General features: G+C 66.6%; 16 protein-coding genes. 9 read left to right on the top strand and 7 right to left on the bottom strand.

Annotation, left to right across the window (positions count from 1 at the left end):
- Window positions 1-37: 37 nt before the first annotated feature.
- Complete coding sequence (locus AC1DIN_RS07855) at window positions 38-808, bottom strand: SGNH/GDSL hydrolase family protein (RefSeq protein WP_476766127.1); 771 nt, start codon at window positions 806-808, stop codon at window positions 38-40.
- 113 nt (window positions 809-921) lie between these two features.
- Here AC1DIN_RS07855 and AC1DIN_RS07850 point away from each other — a divergent pair, with 113 nt between their 5' ends.
- From AC1DIN_RS07850 to AC1DIN_RS07840, 3 genes are all read left to right on the top strand, one after another.
- Complete coding sequence (locus AC1DIN_RS07850; RefSeq protein ID WP_476809290.1) at window positions 922-2,559, top strand: cisplatin damage response ATP-dependent DNA ligase; 1,638 nt, start codon at window positions 922-924, stop codon at window positions 2,557-2,559.
- Between the two features lie 147 nt (window positions 2,560-2,706).
- Complete coding sequence (locus tag AC1DIN_RS07845; RefSeq protein WP_476809289.1) at window positions 2,707-3,387, top strand: response regulator; 681 nt, start codon at window positions 2,707-2,709, stop codon at window positions 3,385-3,387.
- A gap of 292 nt (window positions 3,388-3,679) precedes the next feature.
- Entirely contained in the window at window positions 3,680-3,934 is a 255-nt protein-coding gene (locus tag AC1DIN_RS07840; protein ID WP_441471475.1) for a DUF6460 domain-containing protein, read from the top strand.
- Window positions 3,935-4,038: 104 nt separating this feature from the next.
- On the opposite strand, the gene AC1DIN_RS07835 is transcribed toward AC1DIN_RS07840, so the two are convergent.
- Window positions 4,039-5,127, bottom strand: a complete 1,089-nt coding sequence (locus AC1DIN_RS07835) for a quinone-dependent dihydroorotate dehydrogenase (protein ID WP_476809288.1) — start codon at window positions 5,125-5,127, stop codon at window positions 4,039-4,041.
- Complete coding sequence (locus tag AC1DIN_RS07830) at window positions 5,124-5,468, bottom strand: DUF952 domain-containing protein (protein WP_476809287.1); 345 nt, start codon at window positions 5,466-5,468, stop codon at window positions 5,124-5,126. Before AC1DIN_RS07830 ends, AC1DIN_RS07835 begins: the two co-directional genes overlap by 4 nt.
- 166 nt (window positions 5,469-5,634) lie before the next feature.
- Between AC1DIN_RS07830 and AC1DIN_RS07825 the strand changes: the two genes are divergently transcribed.
- Window positions 5,635-6,264, top strand: coding sequence for a S24 family peptidase (locus AC1DIN_RS07825; protein ID WP_441471472.1), 630 nt, complete (start codon window positions 5,635-5,637; stop codon window positions 6,262-6,264).
- A gap of 52 nt (window positions 6,265-6,316) precedes the next feature.
- On the opposite strand, the gene AC1DIN_RS07820 is transcribed toward AC1DIN_RS07825, so the two are convergent.
- From AC1DIN_RS07820 to AC1DIN_RS07805, 4 genes are all read right to left on the bottom strand, one after another.
- Complete coding sequence (locus AC1DIN_RS07820) at window positions 6,317-7,795, bottom strand: sensor histidine kinase (RefSeq protein WP_441471471.1); 1,479 nt, start codon at window positions 7,793-7,795, stop codon at window positions 6,317-6,319.
- An 11-nt stretch (window positions 7,796-7,806) separates the two neighbouring features.
- Window positions 7,807-9,258 (bottom strand): FAD-dependent oxidoreductase, encoded by a 1,452-nt coding sequence (locus tag AC1DIN_RS07815; RefSeq protein WP_476809286.1) that lies wholly within the window; start codon window positions 9,256-9,258, stop codon window positions 7,807-7,809.
- A gap of 103 nt (window positions 9,259-9,361) precedes the next feature.
- Complete coding sequence (locus AC1DIN_RS07810; RefSeq protein ID WP_476766121.1) at window positions 9,362-11,692, bottom strand: putative bifunctional diguanylate cyclase/phosphodiesterase; 2,331 nt, start codon at window positions 11,690-11,692, stop codon at window positions 9,362-9,364.
- 132 nt (window positions 11,693-11,824) lie between these two features.
- Window positions 11,825-12,766, bottom strand: coding sequence for an enoyl-CoA hydratase-related protein (locus AC1DIN_RS07805; protein WP_441513680.1), 942 nt, complete (start codon window positions 12,764-12,766; stop codon window positions 11,825-11,827).
- 446 nt (window positions 12,767-13,212) lie between these two features.
- On the opposite strand from AC1DIN_RS07805, the gene AC1DIN_RS07800 reads away from it, so the two are divergent.
- The 5 genes from AC1DIN_RS07800 (at window position 13,213) to AC1DIN_RS07780 (ending at window position 17,240) form a co-directional block, all read left to right on the top strand.
- Window positions 13,213-13,374 carry a hypothetical protein gene (locus AC1DIN_RS07800; protein WP_441471467.1) on the top strand — a complete coding sequence of 54 codons (162 nt, stop codon included), beginning with the start codon at window positions 13,213-13,215 and terminating at the stop codon, window positions 13,372-13,374.
- Window positions 13,375-13,429: 55 nt separating this feature from the next.
- Complete coding sequence (gene murA, locus AC1DIN_RS07795) at window positions 13,430-14,719, top strand: UDP-N-acetylglucosamine 1-carboxyvinyltransferase (RefSeq protein ID WP_476809285.1); 1,290 nt, start codon at window positions 13,430-13,432, stop codon at window positions 14,717-14,719.
- Between the two features lie 45 nt (window positions 14,720-14,764).
- A complete protein-coding gene (locus tag AC1DIN_RS07790) occupies window positions 14,765-15,211 on the top strand; it encodes a DUF2948 family protein (protein WP_441471465.1) in 447 nt (148 codons plus the stop codon).
- A gap of 210 nt (window positions 15,212-15,421) precedes the next feature.
- Window positions 15,422-16,714, top strand: a complete 1,293-nt coding sequence (gene hisD, locus AC1DIN_RS07785) for a histidinol dehydrogenase (RefSeq protein ID WP_476809284.1) — start codon at window positions 15,422-15,424, stop codon at window positions 16,712-16,714.
- A 37-nt stretch (window positions 16,715-16,751) separates the two neighbouring features.
- Window positions 16,752-17,240: a UPF0262 family protein gene (locus AC1DIN_RS07780; protein WP_441471463.1), complete on the top strand. Its 489-nt coding sequence runs from the start codon at window positions 16,752-16,754 to the stop codon at window positions 17,238-17,240.
- Window positions 17,241-17,331 lie beyond the last annotated feature (91 nt).

Genomic DNA, 17,331 nt, shown 5'->3' with positions numbered 1-17,331 from the left:
CCGAAGCGCCTCTCAGGATGAGGGCCGGATGGAGGGTTTATCGCGACGACGCGACGACCGGGTGAGACGGCGCGGCCATGCCGACCATAGCGTTCGCCATGTCGCGGGCGAGGCAGTCATAGCCGGCATCGCTCATGTGGAAGCCATCCGTCCACAGCGCGGCCTTGAACGCCTCGGCGTCGGTGCGCTGCCATTCGCGCATCGCCGCATAGCGGGCGAAGACGGGCACGGCCTCGCGCCGGGCGACATCGCCGACCGCCTCGACATAGGCGCCATAGCGCTGCGGATCGCGGACGGAGGGGAAGAATTGCGGATCGAGGATGGCGAGCGCCGGGCCGGCATCGCGCACCATCGCGATGCCGTCGGCGACCATCGTCCTGAAGGCGTCGAGGTCACCGCCGGTGACGGCGTCGTTGGTGCCGACCTGCCAGATCACGAGGTCGTAGCGGCGTGCCGCCAGCGCGGCCTTGAGCCGCGCCAGCGTCTGCGGCGCGGTCTCTCCGCCGATGCCGGCATTGACGATTTCGATCTGGGACTTCGGCCAGGCGCTTGTCAGCAGCGCCTGCAGGCGCGCGGGATAGGTCTTGTCCTTGGCGCTGGCGCCCACGCCCTCGGTCGAGGAGGAGCCGATGGCGAGGATCGCGAGCGGCTGGCCCTGCGCGACCTTGGCGGAGAGCGGCACCAGCGTCGCGTTCGAGCGTACGATCGGCGTCTCGCGGCAGGAGAAGCTCGCCGCCTGTGCGGGGGCTCCGGTCGAAAGCGTTGCAGCGATGACAGGCAAGGCAAGGAACCGCATCGCGGCACGCATCGGCGTCTATCTCCTGGCTACCCTGCTGCCGTTAAGGTTTGCTTCATGAACGGTATCTGAACGATGCGCTGCAACAAATCCAAACGGGCGCAGTGTGGAGCGGGTGCGACAGCATGAACCGCTTCGCTTGGCTGCTTGATCGCCTCGCCTACGAGCCGCGCCGCAACGCGAAGCTGGCGCTGATCGCGGATTATTTGCGCACCACGCCCGATCCCGATCGCGGCTATGCGCTGGCGGCGATGACGGGCGGGCTCGTCTTCCGCAATGCCAAGGCGGGGCTGATCCGCGCACTGATCGCCGAGCGCACCGATCCCATCCTGTTCGCGCTATCCTATGATTATGTCGGCGACCTCTCGGAGACGGTCGCGCTGATGTGGCCGGCCCGGCATGGTGCCAATGCGGTGCCGCATCTGCCCGAGGTGGTCGAGAGCCTGCGCGAGGCCGGCAAGACCGATCTGCCGCGCCTCATTGCTTCCTGGCTCGACGCGCTCGACGAAACCGGCCGTTGGGCGCTGCTCAAGCTCATCACCGGCGCGCTCCGCATCGGCGTCTCGGCTCGCCTCGCCAAGACGGCGGCCGCGAGCCTCGGCGGCGCGCCGGCCGACGAAGTCGAGCAGGTCTGGCACGGGTTGGAGCCGCCCTATGCCGAGCTCTTCGCCTGGCTGGAGGGCAGGGGAGCGCGGCCGGAGGCGCGCGATCCGGCGCCGTTCCGCCCGGTCATGCTCTCGCACCCAATCGAGGACGGCGATTTCGACAAGCTCGACCCGGCCGAATTCTCAGCCGAATGGAAATGGGACGGCATCCGCGTCCAGGCGGTCAGCGGTCGCAAGGCGGACGGTGCGCGCGTCACGCGGCTCTATTCGCGCACCGGCGAGGATATCGCCGCCGCATTCCCTGATCTCGTCGAGGAGTTGACGCAGGACGGCACACTCGACGGCGAGTTGCTGGTGATGCGCGAGAGCGCGGTCCAGAGCTTCAACACGCTGCAGCAGCGGCTCAATCGCAAGACCGTCACCGCGAAGATGCTGGGCGAGTTCCCGGCGCATATCCGCGTCTACGATCTGCTCGTCGACGGCGAGGAGGACATCCGCCATCTGCCCTTCGAGGAGCGGCGGAAGCGCCTCGACGCCTTCCTATCGCGGCTCGCCAGCGTGCGCTTCGATCTTTCGCCGCTGATTGCCTTCGCTTCATGGGAAGAACTGACGGCGGCTCGTGCCGATCCAGCTTCGGCCGGCGCTGGTGCCGATGCCGCGGCGGTCGAGGGCTGCATGATCAAGCGCCTCGACTCCGCCTATCTGCCTGGCCGCCCCAAGGGCTACTGGTGGAAGTGGAAGCGCGATGCGCGGCTGGTCGATTGCGTGCTGATGTATGCCCAGCGCGGCCACGGCAAGCGCTCCTCCTTCTATTCGGACTACACTTTCGGCGTCTGGCGCGTGGGCGAGGAAGGCGGCGAGGAGCTGGTGCCGGTCGGCAAGGCCTATTTCGGCTTCACCGACGAGGAACTCATCGAACTCGACAAATATGTCCGCAAGAACACGGTGAACCGCTTCGGCCCCGTCCGCGAGGTCACGCATGAAGCGCAGGCCGGCCTCGTCTTCGAGGTTGCATTCGAGGGGCTGCAGCGCTCGACGCGCCACAAATCGGGGCTCGCCATGCGCTTTCCCCGGATCAGCCGCATCCGCTGGGACAAGCCGCCGCACGAGGCTGACCGTATCGAGGTGCTGGAAGCGCTGTTGCCGACCAATGACTGAGGCGCAATGGGTTGCGGCCTTGCGCTCAGGGTGCTTGTGATCCCTTCCTCGCCTGAGGCAAAATGTCCGGGCCGAAAAGAGCGTCGGCCGGAAACGTGGAATGCGATTTTCGGACAGACCGATGCGGGGGCTTAGGGAGTGGTGGCGATGAGCAAGCAGCCTTCGACGCGGATCGTCATCGCGGACGATCACCCGCTGTTTCGCGGCGCGCTGCGCCAGGCCGTCTCGCATGCGATCGGCGGCGCCGAGGTCAGCGAGGTCGGCTCCCTGGAAGCGCTGACCGAAACTCTGGCCAGCGGCGGCGATGCCGATCTCGTATTGCTCGACCTCACCATGCCGGGGGTGCAGGGCTTCTCGGGCCTGCTCTTCCTGCGTGCCGACCACCCCGAAATCCCGGTGATCGTCGTCTCTGCCAATGACGATCCGGCGGTGATTCGCCGCTGCATCGAGTTCGGCGCGCTCGGTTTCCTGCCCAAGACCGCCGATGTCGCGCAGATGGGCGAGGCGATCCGCGCTGTGCTCGACGGCGGGGTCTGGACCCCGCCGGGTGTCGACCTGTCGGCGCCGGTCGATGCCGAGGTCGCCGACATGGTCCGCCGTCTCTCGACGCTGACGCCCCAGCAAGTGCGGGTGCTGATGATGCTGTCCGAGGGGCTTCTCAACAAGCAGATCGCCTATGAGCTCGGCGTCTCCGAGGCGACGGTGAAGGCCCATGTCTCGGCGATCCTGACCAAGCTCGATGTCGACAGCCGCACTCAGGCGGTCATCGCCGCCTCGAAGATCGCCGGCACCGCCTGGGCGACGGCCGGGGCGTCGGCCACGGCTTGATGATCGCTTCCTGATAGGCTGAGCTGCCTTCGAGAATCCGCCGGGGTCATCCCGGGCGACCGGAGGGAGACCCGGGATCCATTCCGGAGCGCTTCCGATCAAGGTTCAGGCATGGATCCCGGATCTCCGCTTTGCTGCGTCCGGGATGACCCGTGTTTTATGCCGACAAGTATGGTCTCCGAGAAATCGAGGACAGCGTTCAGACACCGTTCAAGCGCGGCGGATTTCAGGTTAAGACGATGACGAAGCGCCCTGGAGATGTGCGGGGCGCAAGAGGATGGCCAGCGCTTCCATGGAACGGTTTCTCGGCGGTTCGCCGCTCAGCGTGCTCGTCCGCCTGATCTTCATTTCGCTGCTGGTCGGGGCGGCGATGGCCTTCCTCGGCCTCTCGCCGCAGAGCCTCTACGAGGCGGCGGCACGCTTCGTCCGCTCGATCACTGGGCTAGGCTTCGGCGCGGTGCGAGAGGTCGGGCAGTGGATCATCGCCGGCGCCCTGATCGTCGTGCCGCTGTGGCTGCTGATACGGCTCTTCGCGGCGCGGAAGTAAGCTGCCGTCATCCTCGGGCGAAGCGACGCTTCGACCCGAGAAACGCATGATGAGAAGTCAGGGGTTTCCGAGATGCTCGGGTCAAGCCCGAGCATGACGTCTGGTTACAGCCCTTCGCCGCGGGCGATCGCAGCCGCGTCGCGCCCGATCAGGGCGGTGAGGCGGGTGAGGCCGGCACGTCGCGCCTGGGTCGCAAGCCCGGCCTTGACCTCCTTCGCCAGCCCCGGCCCCTTGAAGACCATCGCCGAGTAGAACTGCACCAGCGTCGCGCCGGCGCGGATCTTGGCGAAGGCCGTCTGGGCCGAGTCGACGCCGCCGACGCCGATCAGCGGGAACTGTCCTTCGGCGCGCAGGAAGGCTTCGGCCAGGATGCGGGTCGAGGCGGTGAAGAGGGGCTTGCCGGAGAGACCGCCCGTTTCGCCCTTGGCGGCGCTGCGCAGGCTCGCCGGGCGCGTGACCGTGGTGTTGGAGACGATCATCCCGTCGATGCCGCGCTTGCGGGCCACCGCGATCATGCCGTCGAGTTCGGGCATGGTCAGGTCCGGCGCGATCTTGACGAGGACCGGCGTGCGCCGGCCGCTGCCGGCAACGTCGTCCCGTGCTGCAAGCGTACGCGCCACGAGGTCGTCGAGCGCGGCCTCGGCCTGAAGGTCGCGCAGGCCGGGCGTGTTCGGCGAGGAGACGTTGATCGTCAGGAAATCGGCGAGCGGCGCCAGCCTGCGAGCGAGCGTGGCGTAGTCGGCGGCACGGTCGGCAGACTCCTTGTTGGCGCCGAGATTGACGCCGACCAGCCCGCCGCGGCTGCGCCGGGCCGCAAGCCGGGCGGCGACCGCCTCCATGCCCTCGCTGTTGAGGCCGTAGCGATTGATGACGGCTTCGTCCTCGATCAGTCGGAAGACACGCGGCCGCGGATTGCCGGGTTGCGGCAGCGGCGTCACCCCGCCGACCTCGACGAAGCCGAAGCCCAGGCCCAGCGCGCCGTCGATCGCCTCGGCATTCTTGTCGAAGCCGGCTGCGAGCCCGACGGGGTTCGGGAAGGTCAGGCCAAAGGCTTCCGTCGCGAGTACAGGGTCGTCTGACCCCGGCTTCAGCGCGGGGGCCGTGGCCAGCGCCGTGACGGCGAGCCGGTGCGCCGTCTCCGCATCCATGCGGTGGATCAGCGGCCGGGCGATGTTGAACAGGCTGCCGATCATGCCAGATCCTCCGGGACGGTGTGTATGCCGTCGGTCCCGAGTGGCAGCGGCGCTATCCAGCGCACGGCCTTCGGATCGAGGGCAGCGTAAAGATGCGGGAACAGCGCACCGCCGCGAGAGGGCTCGTAGCGCAATGCCGGGCCGAGGCGCGAATCATCCACGGCGATAAGCAGGAGCCCGTCCTGCCCGGCGAAGTGCTTCGCCGCGGTTTCGGCGAGCTGGGCTGCCGTCGAGAAATGGATGTAGCCATCCGCGAGGTCGACTGGCGCGCCATCGAAGCGTCCATTCCGCTCCGCTTCACGCCAGAGCGGGGCGGGGCATATCTTGTAGATCAGAGGCACCGGCAGTCTCACGGGAACAGGTTGGGCCCCGGCTTAATCCCTGGCAGGAGGATTCCGCAAGCGCTAGCCGGATTGCGGTGAGAACTGGATTGAAATCTTAGATGATAGGGGATATTTCCTATATTCAATCCCCGCCCGGCGACAAAAGCAATGCGAGGCCTGCGCGATGCTGTCACATGACCAGATCTGGGGGGCGATCGATATGCTCGCCCAGCGCTACGGTTTCACCGCCTCGGGGCTGGCGCGCAAGGCCGGCCTCGACGCCACCACCTTCAACCGCTCCAAGCGCGTGGCGCCGGACGGGCGCGAACGCTGGCCCTCGACCGAGTCGATCGCCAAGATTCTCGCCGCCACGGGCGCTTCCCTCGACGAATTCATGAGTGCCGTATTGCGGCGGGAGCCCGCGCCGACGCGCACCATTCCACTGATCGGCTTCGCCCAGGCAGGTTCCGGCGGCTTCTTCGACGATGGCGGCTTTCCGGCCGGCACGGGCTGGGAGGAGGTCGCCTTTCCCGGCGTGGCCGATGAGAAGGCCTACGCGCTCGAGATTTCCGGCGATTCGATGCTGCCGCTCTATCGCGACGGCGACACCATCATCGTCTCGCCGACCGCGACGGTGAGGCGCGGCGACCGCGTCGTCGTCAAGACGGTGGAGGGGGAGGTGCTGGCCAAGCAGCTCAAGCGCCAGACCGCTAAGACGATCGAACTCGCCTCTCTCAATCCCGAACATCCCGACCGCGTGCTGAATCACGCCGATATCGCCTTCATGGCACGCGTGATCTGGGCGAGCCAATAGGCGCCCAGCCTGCTCAAACAATTATTCCGGAGGTGGATCCGATCAGGTTGAATCAACCTGATCGGCGCGTGCTCTCGTGGCCGTTGCTCCGCCGCAGCGGCAGGGTGACCCGGAACACGGCGCCGGCGAGGGAGGGTTCGAGCTCGATCGTGCCGCCATGCAGCCGGACCAGCTCGGCTGCGACGGCAAGGCCGAGGCCGGTGCCCCCCGGCGTCACCGAGCCACGGAAGGCCTGAAAGAGATTGGCCCGCGCGCGCTCCGGCACGCCCGGCCCGTTGTCGATGACACGCAGTGCCACCGAGCCGTTCACGGGTCCTGCCGTCACCGCCAAGAGGGGCTGGGCGTCGGCTTCTGCCCCGGCCTGGGTCAGAGCCTGGACGGAATTGCGCATCAGGTTCGTCAGCACCCGCGCCATCTGGTCGGGATCGCAGGGTGCGATCAGCTCGGCAGGGACGCGGTTCTCGAAGCGCAGTCGCCCGTCACCCGGCAAGCCAAGCATCTCCGCCTGCTCTGTGACGAGCTGCCGCAGGGCGACCTCGCGGAGGACCGGCGTTGCCTCGGCCGCGCGGCCATAGGCGAGGGTGGCCTGGCAGAATTCGATGGCGCGCCCCAGCGTCGCGATCAGCCGTGGTGCGAAGCGGCGGATCTTGGCGTCGCGGGTCTCTATCAACTGGTCCGACATGAGCTGCGCAGCCGCCAGCATGTTGCGCAGGTCGTGGTTGATCTTGGAGACGGCGAGGCCGAGCTCGGCGAGGTGCTTCTTCGTGCGAAGCTCGTCGGCGAGCGTTGCCTCCATGCGGGCGAGCGCGCGCTCCGCCTCGCCGATCTCGTCGGCGCGCAATGTCGGTTCGATGATGCGTTGCGGATTCTCCGGGTCGGCCTCGAATTCCATCACGTTCGCCGCCAGACGCCGGATCGGACCGATGATCAGCGCGTTGAGGGCGATATAGACCGCGAGCGCCGTCAGCCCGGTGATCAGCAGCGAGATCAGCAGCAGGCTCCAGGAGAATTTGAGCATTGCCCGGCGCAGCGGCGCCTCGTCGATGACGATCTCGACGAAATCGGCCCCGCCAACCGCCTCGCCGACCACCCGGATTGGCAGGGTGGCGGGGGAGACCAGAACGGCGACCGCTTCCTCGATCGCATTGATCCAGGAGAGATTGCGTAGATCGATCGAGCGGGAGACTTCCGGCGGGGGCATCGAGTCGAGGCTGAGCAGCCGGCGTGCGCCGCCGACACGGGCAGCGATCGACCGGGCGCCGACGCCCATCAACAGCCGGTTCTCGCTGCCCTCCGGCAGCCCGTCCTCGGGCGCGCCCTCCAGCACCAGCGCGGCGACCTGCGCGGCGGCGATCCTGTCATGCAGCCAGTTGCGCCGGAAATTCGCGATGGAGGGCAGGTAGATCAGCACTTCCGCCAGCATGACGAAGAGCACGGTGACGAGCAGCAATTTGGCCGACAGGCCGAGACGGGTCAGACCGCGCGGCTGACTGATCGACAGATCGTTCCTGGGCAAGCCGGGTTGAAGCATCGACGCCAATCTTAACCGAAGCGCCGCAGAAAGCCGATCAACCGGCGCAGGCGAGGGTTCGTGGCCGACGGGACATGGAACGAGAGCGCCACCCTGCGCGAGGTGTCAGAGCGAGCAAGCGCCGGCGTAACCACCCCGGCCATGTCGGCGATCGTCAGTCCGGCCTTGGTGGCGACGCACCACGGCGCCATCAGCTCGCCGGCGCCTTTCCCAACGATGGTGACGCCGAGGATGCTGCCCTTCCTGTCGGTGACGAGCTTGACGAAGCCCTCGCTCTCGTCGGCAGCTCGCGCCCCAGGAATCTCGGCGAAGGGCCAGCGCAGGACCTGGATCGTGCCGGCCTTGGCGCGCGCCGCGGCTTCCGAAAGGCCGATCGCGGCGATTTCCGGCTGGCACCAGGCGACGCGCGGGAAATTTGTCGCGTCGGTCCGCACGGGCTGACGAAACAGAATGCTGCGCAGGATCAGGCCGACATGGTCGTCGCCGGCCTGGTCGGTCATTGGCGCCGCGGTTCCGCCGGCGCAGGCACCCAGCGCATAGACGCGGCGGTTGCTGGTGCGCAGGCCCTTGTCGGTGACGATGCCGGTGGCGTCATGGCGGATACCGCCCAGATCGAGATCAAGTGCTGCGATCTCCGGCCTGCGCGGCCCGGCCAGCAGCAGATGCGAGCCCTCGACGACGGTTTCTTTCCCCTCGCCAGCGAGAACCAGGCGGAAGCCGGTCCGGCTGCGTTCCAGCCGGACCGGAGCGTTGCTCTCGTGCAGGGCCAGCCCCTCACGCAGCAGGCGCCGGCGAACCAGAAGCGCCGCTTCCGCATCATGGTCCGGCAGCAATCCTTCCGGGGCGACGAGGCTCGCCGAGCTTCCGAGGCGCTGCAGGGCCTGCGCCAGTGCCGTACCGTTTGCGCCACCGCCGAGGACGACAGGGCGTTCGGGCAGGCGGGTCAGTTCGGAAAGCTCGTCCACGTCGATCACCTGCACCGTCTCGAGGCCGGGCAGTTCGGGGCGAGGCGCCCACGCGCCGGTGGCGATGACGAAACGTCGGGCCTTGATCGCTTGTGCGCCCACGCGGACCGTGCTGCGGCTGGCGAAGTGCGCCTCACCTCGCACGATGACGATCCCGAGGGCCTTCAGGCGTTCCTCGGCGTGATTCGCGGCCTCCGCTGCCAACGCGCGCTGGATGTGATCGTGAAGCTGGGCCGGGTTGGCCTGCGGATCGCCAGCCTTGAGACCGAACCGGCCGGCTTCGCGCATCGTGTGCGCGGCCGCTCCCGCCTCGATCAGTGCCTTCATGGCGAGCGGGCCGGAACTGCCACCCAGCGCGCCTCTCTCGACGAGAACCACGGAAACGCCGAAGGCGGCGGCAGCCGTCGACAGCGCGATGCCGTTGCCGCCCGCGCCGATCACGCAGATGTCGGGTGTCAACGCGGCGGGGTTCGCCGCCTTGGCCGTGCCGTCGCTCACCGGATGTCCCGCTTCGCTCTCGTTCTCAATCGCTGATGCGTTGTCGGGCGGACGGAATCAAGGCCTACACGCTCCCCACCGTGCGGGATCACCCTCATGGCCTTCAAGCGACGCTGCGGTTGCCGCCTCTGCTCTTGATGGTCGTGAGAGGTTCGGGCCGGCCGAACAGGAAGCCTTGGGCACGGTGGGCCCCGAGAAGCTGGACGGCGATGCGCTGCTGCTCGGTTTCGATGCCCTCGACCACGACGTTCATATGGAGCCGGCGGGCGAGCTGGCACACGGCTTCGATGACGGCCTTGGAAGCCTCGTTGGTGTGCACCTCGCGGGCGAAGCTCTGGTCGATCTTCACCTGCGCGAACGGGTAGGTCGAGAGATAGGCGAGCGAGGAGTAGCCGGTTCCGAAATCGTCGAGCGCGAAGGTCACGCCCAGTGCCCGCAACTCGTCGAGGACCGAAAGCGCCAGCTTGTTGTCCTCGATCAGCAGCGATTCCGTGACTTCGAGCATCAGCCGCCGCGATTCGAAATGGGAGGTCAGCAGCGCACTCTTGACCGTCTCGACGATGCGGCGAGGCTCGCGGAACTGCAGCGGCGAGACGTTCACCGAGACGCTGATGCCCGGCTCCCAACTCGCCGCATCCTTGCAGGCCTGACGGATCGCCCAATCGCCCATCGCCGCGATCAGGCCGGACTGCTCGGCGATCGGAATGAAGATGCCGGGTGGCACCATGCCCCGGGTCGGATGGCGCCAGCGCATCAGCGCCTCGCGCGAGACGATCTCCTGCGTTTTCAGGTCGATGATCGGCTGATAGTAAAGTTCGAGCGTGCCATCCGCGCAGGCCTTGCGCAGATCGACCTCGATCTCATGCCGCTCGAGCATCTCCTCGGCCATGGTCGGGTTGAAGAACATCAGGGTGTTCCGACCAGCCGATTTGGCTTTGTAAAGGGCGGTATCGGCATGGCGCAGCAAGTCCGCCGGGTTGGTGCCGTCGTGCGGCGCCATGGCAATGCCGACACTCGCTGTCACATAGACCGTCTTGCCCTCGACATCGAAGGCACGGGTCATCGCATTGATCATGCGCTGCGCGATCGCCGTGACGATGGTGTGTTCGGCTGAGGGCAGGATCAGCAGGAACTCGTCGCCGCCGAAGCGGGCCAGCATGTCGTTGCTGCGGATCGCGCCGCGCAGGCGGCTCGCAGTCTCCATCAGCACATGGTCGCCGATATCGTGGCCCAGGCTGTCATTGACCTGCTTGAAGCCGTCGAGGTCGAGATAGAGCAGTGCGAAGGCTTCGCCGGTGCGCTCGAGCCGTGCAAATGCCTCGGCGATCTGCGTGTTGTACTCGAACCTGTTGGCGAGCCCTGTCAGTTCGTCGAAGCGCGCCATCTGCTCGATGCGCGCCTCGGTCGCCTTCCGCTCCGTCGCATCCTCGGTCAGCATGAGGATGCCACCCTCGGCCGCCGGCGCGAAGGTCACGACCAGCACGAGCCCGCTGCGCGTCACAACCTCGTGGCTCGCAGCCTGCTGGGTGCTCTGGACCGTCGTCAGGGCCATCCGGATGTCGCGCAGCTGCTCCTGGCTGATCACCTGCCGCTCGACCAGGAAGCGCGCGATCGCCGTCAGCGGCGTGCCGGGCAGGGCGAGCGTCTCGGGCAGGCCGTAAAGCGTGCTGTGCGGCGTGTTGCTGACCGCCAGCTTGAGGTTGCGGTCGAACATCGCCAGCCCGTCGATCATCGTGTTCAGGGCGGCGTCGAGCGTCAGGTTTTGCGAATGCAGCGCCGAGGCGAGCGCCTTTGAATGCTTCGTCGCATCGCTGAGAGCCAGCAGGTTCCGATGCAGCGAGTTGGTGATCGCGATGTTCGCGGCCACGTAGAGGAAGGCGAAATAGCCGATATAGCGGTAATAGGGGTTCTGCGCGGCGATCAACCCGATCGCCATCGGGATGCAGAAGGTCATGAGCTGCACCGCGACGAACTTCGGGCGGCCCGCATTGCGTGCGACGTAGCCGGACGCCAGGGCGATGGTGGACGCGACCGACGTGATATGCGCGGCCGGGTCGTTGGTGTGAACCAGCGCGACATAGCAGCTGTAGCCCAGCACGGCGCTGAAAACGGTGGCGCCGAGGAAGTAGTCGCGATCCCAGCGGCGCGTCTGCGCGTAACTGTCGTTGGCGTGGTTCCGTCGGCGATAGGCCATGACGGTCAGGAGGCGCAGGATGACGATGAACGTCACCAGCAGGGTGAGGCCCATGAAGATCGCCATGCCGGTCGAAAGCCAGCACAGGAACGGGGTGAGAATACCGGCGATACCGCCCGGGATGATCGACGCTGGCGACGAGAAAAGCGAGCTGACCAGCAGCGTGTAGCCGGTCAGGTCGACATCGTCGGCCTTCTCGCGCCCGCCAGCGGCCATCAATCGCTTCAGCGTGCCCGACATCTACTCCTGCCTTTGCCGCGAGCGCGATCATGCACGCTAGGTCCAAACCTAGCGTATCATCAAAGGTTTGTATGGGAGCAGAGGTAAATGCTTCGTGTGACTCTAGTGCCGTACGGGACCATCCCGTCGGATTCAGACCGGCGCCAGGTGTCTTTGGTAAACGCGCGCTAACATGCGGTCCTGCGTCTGCGCGATACGCTGCAGCTTCGAGATCGCGCTCGGGCTCAGCCGCAGCATGCAGTCGGTCCAGATCTGGCCGAGATGGCCGAGTTCTTCGCGCAGGTCGCCGGAGCGGCGATTGAAGGCCGAGAAGAGCGCCGTCTTGGCTGCGTGGATCGGCAGGGCATCGGAGCAATACTTGCGGATCCAGGCTTCGCCGGTGCCGGTCGGGACGACCGCCTCGAGCCCACCCGCCGCCATGAACTCCTGCGCGCTCATTTCCTCGCCGGAGAGCAGCATCTGCTCCGCCGCGCGCTGGCCCATCCGGCGCGACAGGATCGCGACGGCAGTAATCGGGAAATGGTTGAACTTGATCTCGGGGTAGACGAACGAGGCCTGCTCCTCGGCGATCATCACGTTGCACGAGCGCGGCGCGTCGATGCCGCCGCCGATCGCCTTGGCGTGGATGGTCGAGAGGGTGATGACCAGCCCGTTGAGGCCGCCCGAATTCCAGATCGCCCCTTCCGCTGACAGACGCGCATATTCGGCGAGCGCGGCGCGGTCGTTCTTGGCCAGGCAGTCAAGATAGAAATCCAGGTCGCCGCCGAGCGTGAAGAACGGGCCGGCGCCGCGGAAGGCGAGGAAGCGCACCGGAGCGCGGTGATATTGGTCCGGCGCTCCCCAGAGGGCCACGATCGCGCTCTGAATCTTCACCAGGCTGTCGAGCAGCTGCAGCGTGAAGACCGGTTTCAGCTCGGGCCGGATCGTGACCCAGAGCGTCTTGATGTCCGGCTCGTATGCGATCTCCACCTCCGGCAGGAAGCCGGCCTTGTAGCGGATCGCGTCGATGACCTCGCAGCTTTCGAGCAGGGCCGGCGAAACGGTTTCTGCTCCGATCTTCAAGGACTGCAACACGACGCCACCCCCGGAACTGCCTGATGTCGTGCAGACTAAACGAGCTTAACAAACTGTAAACGGAAACTCCCGGAAATGGTTAATAGCGTTAAGCTTTTTCGGATGACCAAGCGTCATGCCACCGATCTCGGGGCCGTGCAGGCCCCCTCGAGGCAAGAGCCGGGCCCTTGCGGAAGGGAGCGGGGAGGGGCAGGAAATTTCGAGGGGGCGCGATATCGGGAAAGAAATCGCCGGGATCGGCGGCGCCTGCGGGATGATCAATTCAGGGATTTCCGAGCCCGGCCTTGCCTGATCCGGAATGGCACAGTGCTTTGCCGCATCCTGGAACGGCGCGCTGGTTCAGCGGCGCTTGTCCGAAACCCGCTGTGGGGATAACCATGGCGCCGCGAATTCGCCGCGTTCCCGCGTTCAAACAGCCAAGTTGCAAAACCCACCGAGCTGATGCCGTGACCCGCCAGACAGCCGAGGACGAGAAGCAGGCGCGCCTTGCCGCCGCGCTCCGCGAGAACCTGAAGCGCCGAAAGGCCCAGGCTCGCGCTCGCCGCTCGGAGGAGGTGGGTTCTCAGAAGCCGGTGCCGCCCACTCAGGCCGAACCTCCCCGGTCCTGACTTCCCTCACTCATTTGGGCTGCCGGGTTTCCGTGCGGCCGAGCAGGACCTGACGATGGACAAGATCCGCATCACCGGCGGCCAGCGCCTCAATGGCGCTATTCCGATTTCGGGCGCCAAGAACGCCGCCTTGCCGCTGATGATCGCGAGCCTTCTGACCGACGAGACCCTGACGCTGACCAATGTGCCGCGTCTCTCGGACGTCACCGCGCTCTCGCGCATCCTGTCCAACCACGGCGTCGACCGCACCGTCGCCGGCAAGCGTATCGGCCAGTCGACAGAGACCGGCCAGAACATCTCGCTGACCGCGCGCCAGATCGTCGATACCTGCGCGCCCTACGAACTGGTCTCGACCATGCGGGCGAGCTTCTGGGTGATCGCGCCGATCCTGGCCCGCATGGGCGAGGCGAAGGTCTCGCTCCCGGGGGGCTGCGCCATCGGCACGCGCCCGGTCGACCTGCTGCTGATGGCGCTGGAGAAGCTCGGAGCCGAGATCACGATCGAGAACGGCTACGCGCTGGCGCGTGCGCCCAAGGGGCTGAAGGGTGGTGAGATCGTCTTCCCGAAGGTCACGGTCGGCGGCACGCACACGGCCTTGATGGCCGCGGTCCTTGCTGACGGCACCACTGTGATCGAGAACGCCGCCCGCGAGCCCGAAGTCACCGATCTTGCCGCCTGCCTCGTCAAGATGGGCGCCAAGATCGAGGGCGCCGGCACCTCGCAGATCGTCGTGACGGGTGTGTCCCGCCTCGGTGGCGCGCATCACGCCGTGCTGCCGGACAGGATCGAGACCGGCACCTATGCGATGGCGGTTGCCATGACCGGCGGCGATGTCGTGCTGGAAGGCGCGCGCGCCGATCTGCTTCAGTCCGCGCTCGACGTGCTGACCAGGGCCGGCGTCGATATCGATGAGACCAATGAAGGCATTCGCGTGCGTCGCAACGGCCGTGGCATCGAGGCGGTCGATGTTGACACCGATCCCTTCCCCGGCTTCCCGACCGATCTGCAGGCGCAGTTCATGGCGCTGATGACGAAGGCAAAAGGCACTTCGCGCATTCGCGAGACCATCTTCGAAAACCGCTTCATGCATGTGCAGGAACTCGCCCGGCTCGGCGCGAAGATCCGGCTCGACGGCGACGTCGCCCATGTCGAGGGCGTCGAGAAGCTCACCGGCGCTCCGGTGATGGCGACCGATCTGCGGGCTTCGGTCTCGCTCGTCATCGGCGGTCTCGCCGCCGAGGGCGACACCACCATCAACCGCGTTTATCATCTCGACCGCGGCTTCGAGTCGTTGGAGGCGAAGCTCACGCGCTGCGGCGCGGTGGTGGAACGCATCAGCAGTTGATTCTGGACTGTTGATTTTCTTGAGGCGGCTCGTCAGAACACGATTATGTCAGACGATGCCGCCGATCCACTTAAGCTCATCGCGCTCGATGCCGACGACCTCGCGGTCGTCTCGGCACATCTTCAGGATGCGGTGCTGAAAGCCGCCGATCTCCGTTATCTGCCGGCTGAGAAGCGCTTTGCGCTTGCCCTGCGCCGCTTCGACTGGGAGGGCGCACAGCACGGCAAGCGCCGCCGCCGGCTTGCGGCGTTGCATTTCGACCGGGTGCTCTCGGTCCGCAGCGCCAAGCTCGACAAGAACGATCCGGACAAGGTGCTGAACCTGCTCGCCATCACCTTCGACCAAGGCGATGATCCCGCCGGCAACGTGACGCTGAATTTTTCCGAAGGCGCCGCGATCCGCCTCTCGGTCGAATGCGTCGAGGCCCAGATGAAGGATCTGGGGCCGGTGTGGGAAGCCGTGGCGACGCCCGGCCATCCCAACGGCGCCTGACGAGGCGGCTCGCTCTCCAGTTTTCCGGCTGTGCCGGCTTCAAGCCGCGACACCCGTCGTCTAAGAACGCGCCGTCATCCCGGACAAGCCGCGAAGCGGCGCTGATCCGGGAACCATCGAAGGCCTTTGGCGCCTGATGGTGGATTCCGGGTCGTCGCTGCGCTACGCCCGGAAGGACGGCTATAAATTCGGATACGCCCGAGGATGCCAATGCCGATCAGGCTCGACGACAGGGACGCACGTTTCGCAGAAGGCTTCGCCGCTCTGCTGTCCGCCAAGCGTGAGGTCTCGGAGGAGGTCGATCGGATCGCGGCCGACATCATCGCCGCGGTGCGCGAGCAAGGCGACTCCGCGCTTATCGGCTATACCAGCCGCTTCGACTCCCTCGACCTCGCGCCGACGGCGCTGCGCGTCAGCGAAACCGAGATCGATGCTGCGGTTGCCGCCTGCTCCGCGGAGCTGCTCGCCGCACTGGAGACGGCGCGGGATCGTATCGCCGTCTATCACGAGCGTCAGAAGCCCGCGGATTCATGGGTCAAAGATGCCATGGGTGTCGAAGCCGGCTGGCGCTGGAGTGCGATCGAGGCCGTCGGCCTTTACGTGCCCGGCGGAACCGCGAGCTACCCGTCCTCGGTGCTGATGAACGCGATTCCGGCGAAAGTCGCCGGCGTGCCGCGCATCGTCATGGTCGCCCCGACGCCACGTGGCGAGACCAATCCGCTGGTGCTCGCGGCCGCGCGGCTCGCCGGTGTCGACGAGGTCTATCGTATTGGCGGTGCCCAGGCCGTCGCGGCGCTGGCCTATGGCACGGAAACCATCGCGCCGGTCGCCAAGATCGTCGGCCCCGGCAACGCCTATGTTGCGGCGGCCAAGCGCCGCGTCTTCGGCCAGGTCGGTATCGACATGATCGCCGGCCCCTCTGAAGTGCTCGTGATCGCCGATCGGACCGCCAATCCGGACTGGATCGCCGCCGATCTGCTGGCGCAGGCCGAGCACGACGTCTCGGCCCAGTCGATCCTGATGACGGATGATGCCGCGCTCGCTGCCGAGGTCGAGAAGGCGATCATGGCCCAGCTCGCGACGCTGCCGCGTGCCGAGATCGCCGGCAGGAGCTGGCAGGAGTTCGGCGCGATCGTGCTGGTAGCCGATCTCGAAGCGGCGGTGCCGCTGGTCGATCGCATCGCGCCGGAGCATCTCGAGATCATGACGGCGGAGCCCGAGCGTCTGGCCGGCCTCATCCGCAATGCCGGGGCGATCTTCCTCGGCGGCCATACGCCGGAGGCGATCGGCGACTATGTCGGAGGCCCCAACCATGTGCTGCCGACGGCGCGCTCGGCCCGCTTCTCCTCCGGCCTCGGCGTCGGCGACTTCATGAAGCGGACCTCGCTGTTGAAGTGTGGCCCCGATGGCCTGCGGGCACTGGCCTCGGCCGCGACGCAACTCGCCGAATCGGAGGGGTTGCAGGCGCATGGCCGATCCGTGACGATCAGGCTCAATCTCTGAGCGTCGGTCACCGAGCGGCGCTGCGGCGGGAGGAGCGATGTCCGACGTTTCGACTTCCAAGAAGCAGTGTCTTGTCGGCGTAACACTTGACGAGAACTCGCTGGGGCGCGGCTCGCCCGATCAGGAGCATGAGCGCGCTGTCGCCATCTACGACCTGATCGAGCGCAACCGCTTCGTCGTGCCGGAGCATGATGGCGGCCCCTATCTTGCCCATCTGGCCATGGTCGAGCGGCGCCTCGTCTTCGAGGTCAAGGAAGCGGACGGCTCGGCGGTCGTGACGCACCATCTCTCGCTCAGCCCGTTCCGGCGCATCATCAAGGACTACGAGCTGATCTGCGAGAGCTACTACGCTGCGATCCGCACGGCGACGCCGACGCAAATCGAGGCGATCGACATGGGCCGGCGCGGCCTCCACGACGAGGCGGCCGGCATCCTGGCCGAGCGGCTCGCCAACAAGGTCGAGATCGACTTCGACACGGCTCGCCGTCTCTTCACACTGATCTATGCCCTCCATTGGAAGGGCTGACGGGCTTGGAGCGCAAAATATCTTCAAGCGAGGTGGAAGCCGGTTCGCGTGAAGAAGATGCGGCGCAGGCTCTGCCGCGCAAGATCCAGAG

It is taken from the genome of Allobosea sp. 05T438 (assembly GCF_056396025.1).
This window is presented reverse-complemented; position numbering and strand designations above follow the sequence as displayed.

Excerpts from the sequence above, each read along its gene's own strand:
- AC1DIN_RS07855 (WP_476766127.1), bottom strand. The coding sequence starts at position 808 with ATGCGTGCCGCGATGCGGTTCCTTGCCTTGCCTGTCATCGCTGCAACG.
- AC1DIN_RS07850 (WP_476809290.1), top strand. The coding sequence starts at position 922 with ATGAACCGCTTCGCTTGGCTGCTTGATCGCCTCGCCTACGAGCCGCGC.
- AC1DIN_RS07845 (WP_476809289.1), top strand. The coding sequence starts at position 2,707 with ATGAGCAAGCAGCCTTCGACGCGGATCGTCATCGCGGACGATCACCCG.
- AC1DIN_RS07840 (WP_441471475.1), top strand. The coding sequence starts at position 3,680 with ATGGAACGGTTTCTCGGCGGTTCGCCGCTCAGCGTGCTCGTCCGCCTG.
- AC1DIN_RS07835 (WP_476809288.1), bottom strand. The coding sequence starts at position 5,127 with ATGATCGGCAGCCTGTTCAACATCGCCCGGCCGCTGATCCACCGCATG.
- AC1DIN_RS07825 (WP_441471472.1), top strand. The coding sequence starts at position 5,635 with ATGCTGTCACATGACCAGATCTGGGGGGCGATCGATATGCTCGCCCAG.
- AC1DIN_RS07820 (WP_441471471.1), bottom strand. The coding sequence starts at position 7,795 with ATGCTTCAACCCGGCTTGCCCAGGAACGATCTGTCGATCAGTCAGCCG.
- AC1DIN_RS07810 (WP_476766121.1), bottom strand. The coding sequence starts at position 11,692 with ATGTCGGGCACGCTGAAGCGATTGATGGCCGCTGGCGGGCGCGAGAAG.
- murA (WP_476809285.1), top strand. The coding sequence starts at position 13,430 with ATGGACAAGATCCGCATCACCGGCGGCCAGCGCCTCAATGGCGCTATT.
- AC1DIN_RS07790 (WP_441471465.1), top strand. The coding sequence starts at position 14,765 with ATGTCAGACGATGCCGCCGATCCACTTAAGCTCATCGCGCTCGATGCC.
- hisD (WP_476809284.1), top strand. The coding sequence starts at position 15,422 with ATGCCGATCAGGCTCGACGACAGGGACGCACGTTTCGCAGAAGGCTTC.
- AC1DIN_RS07780 (WP_441471463.1), top strand. The coding sequence starts at position 16,752 with ATGTCCGACGTTTCGACTTCCAAGAAGCAGTGTCTTGTCGGCGTAACA.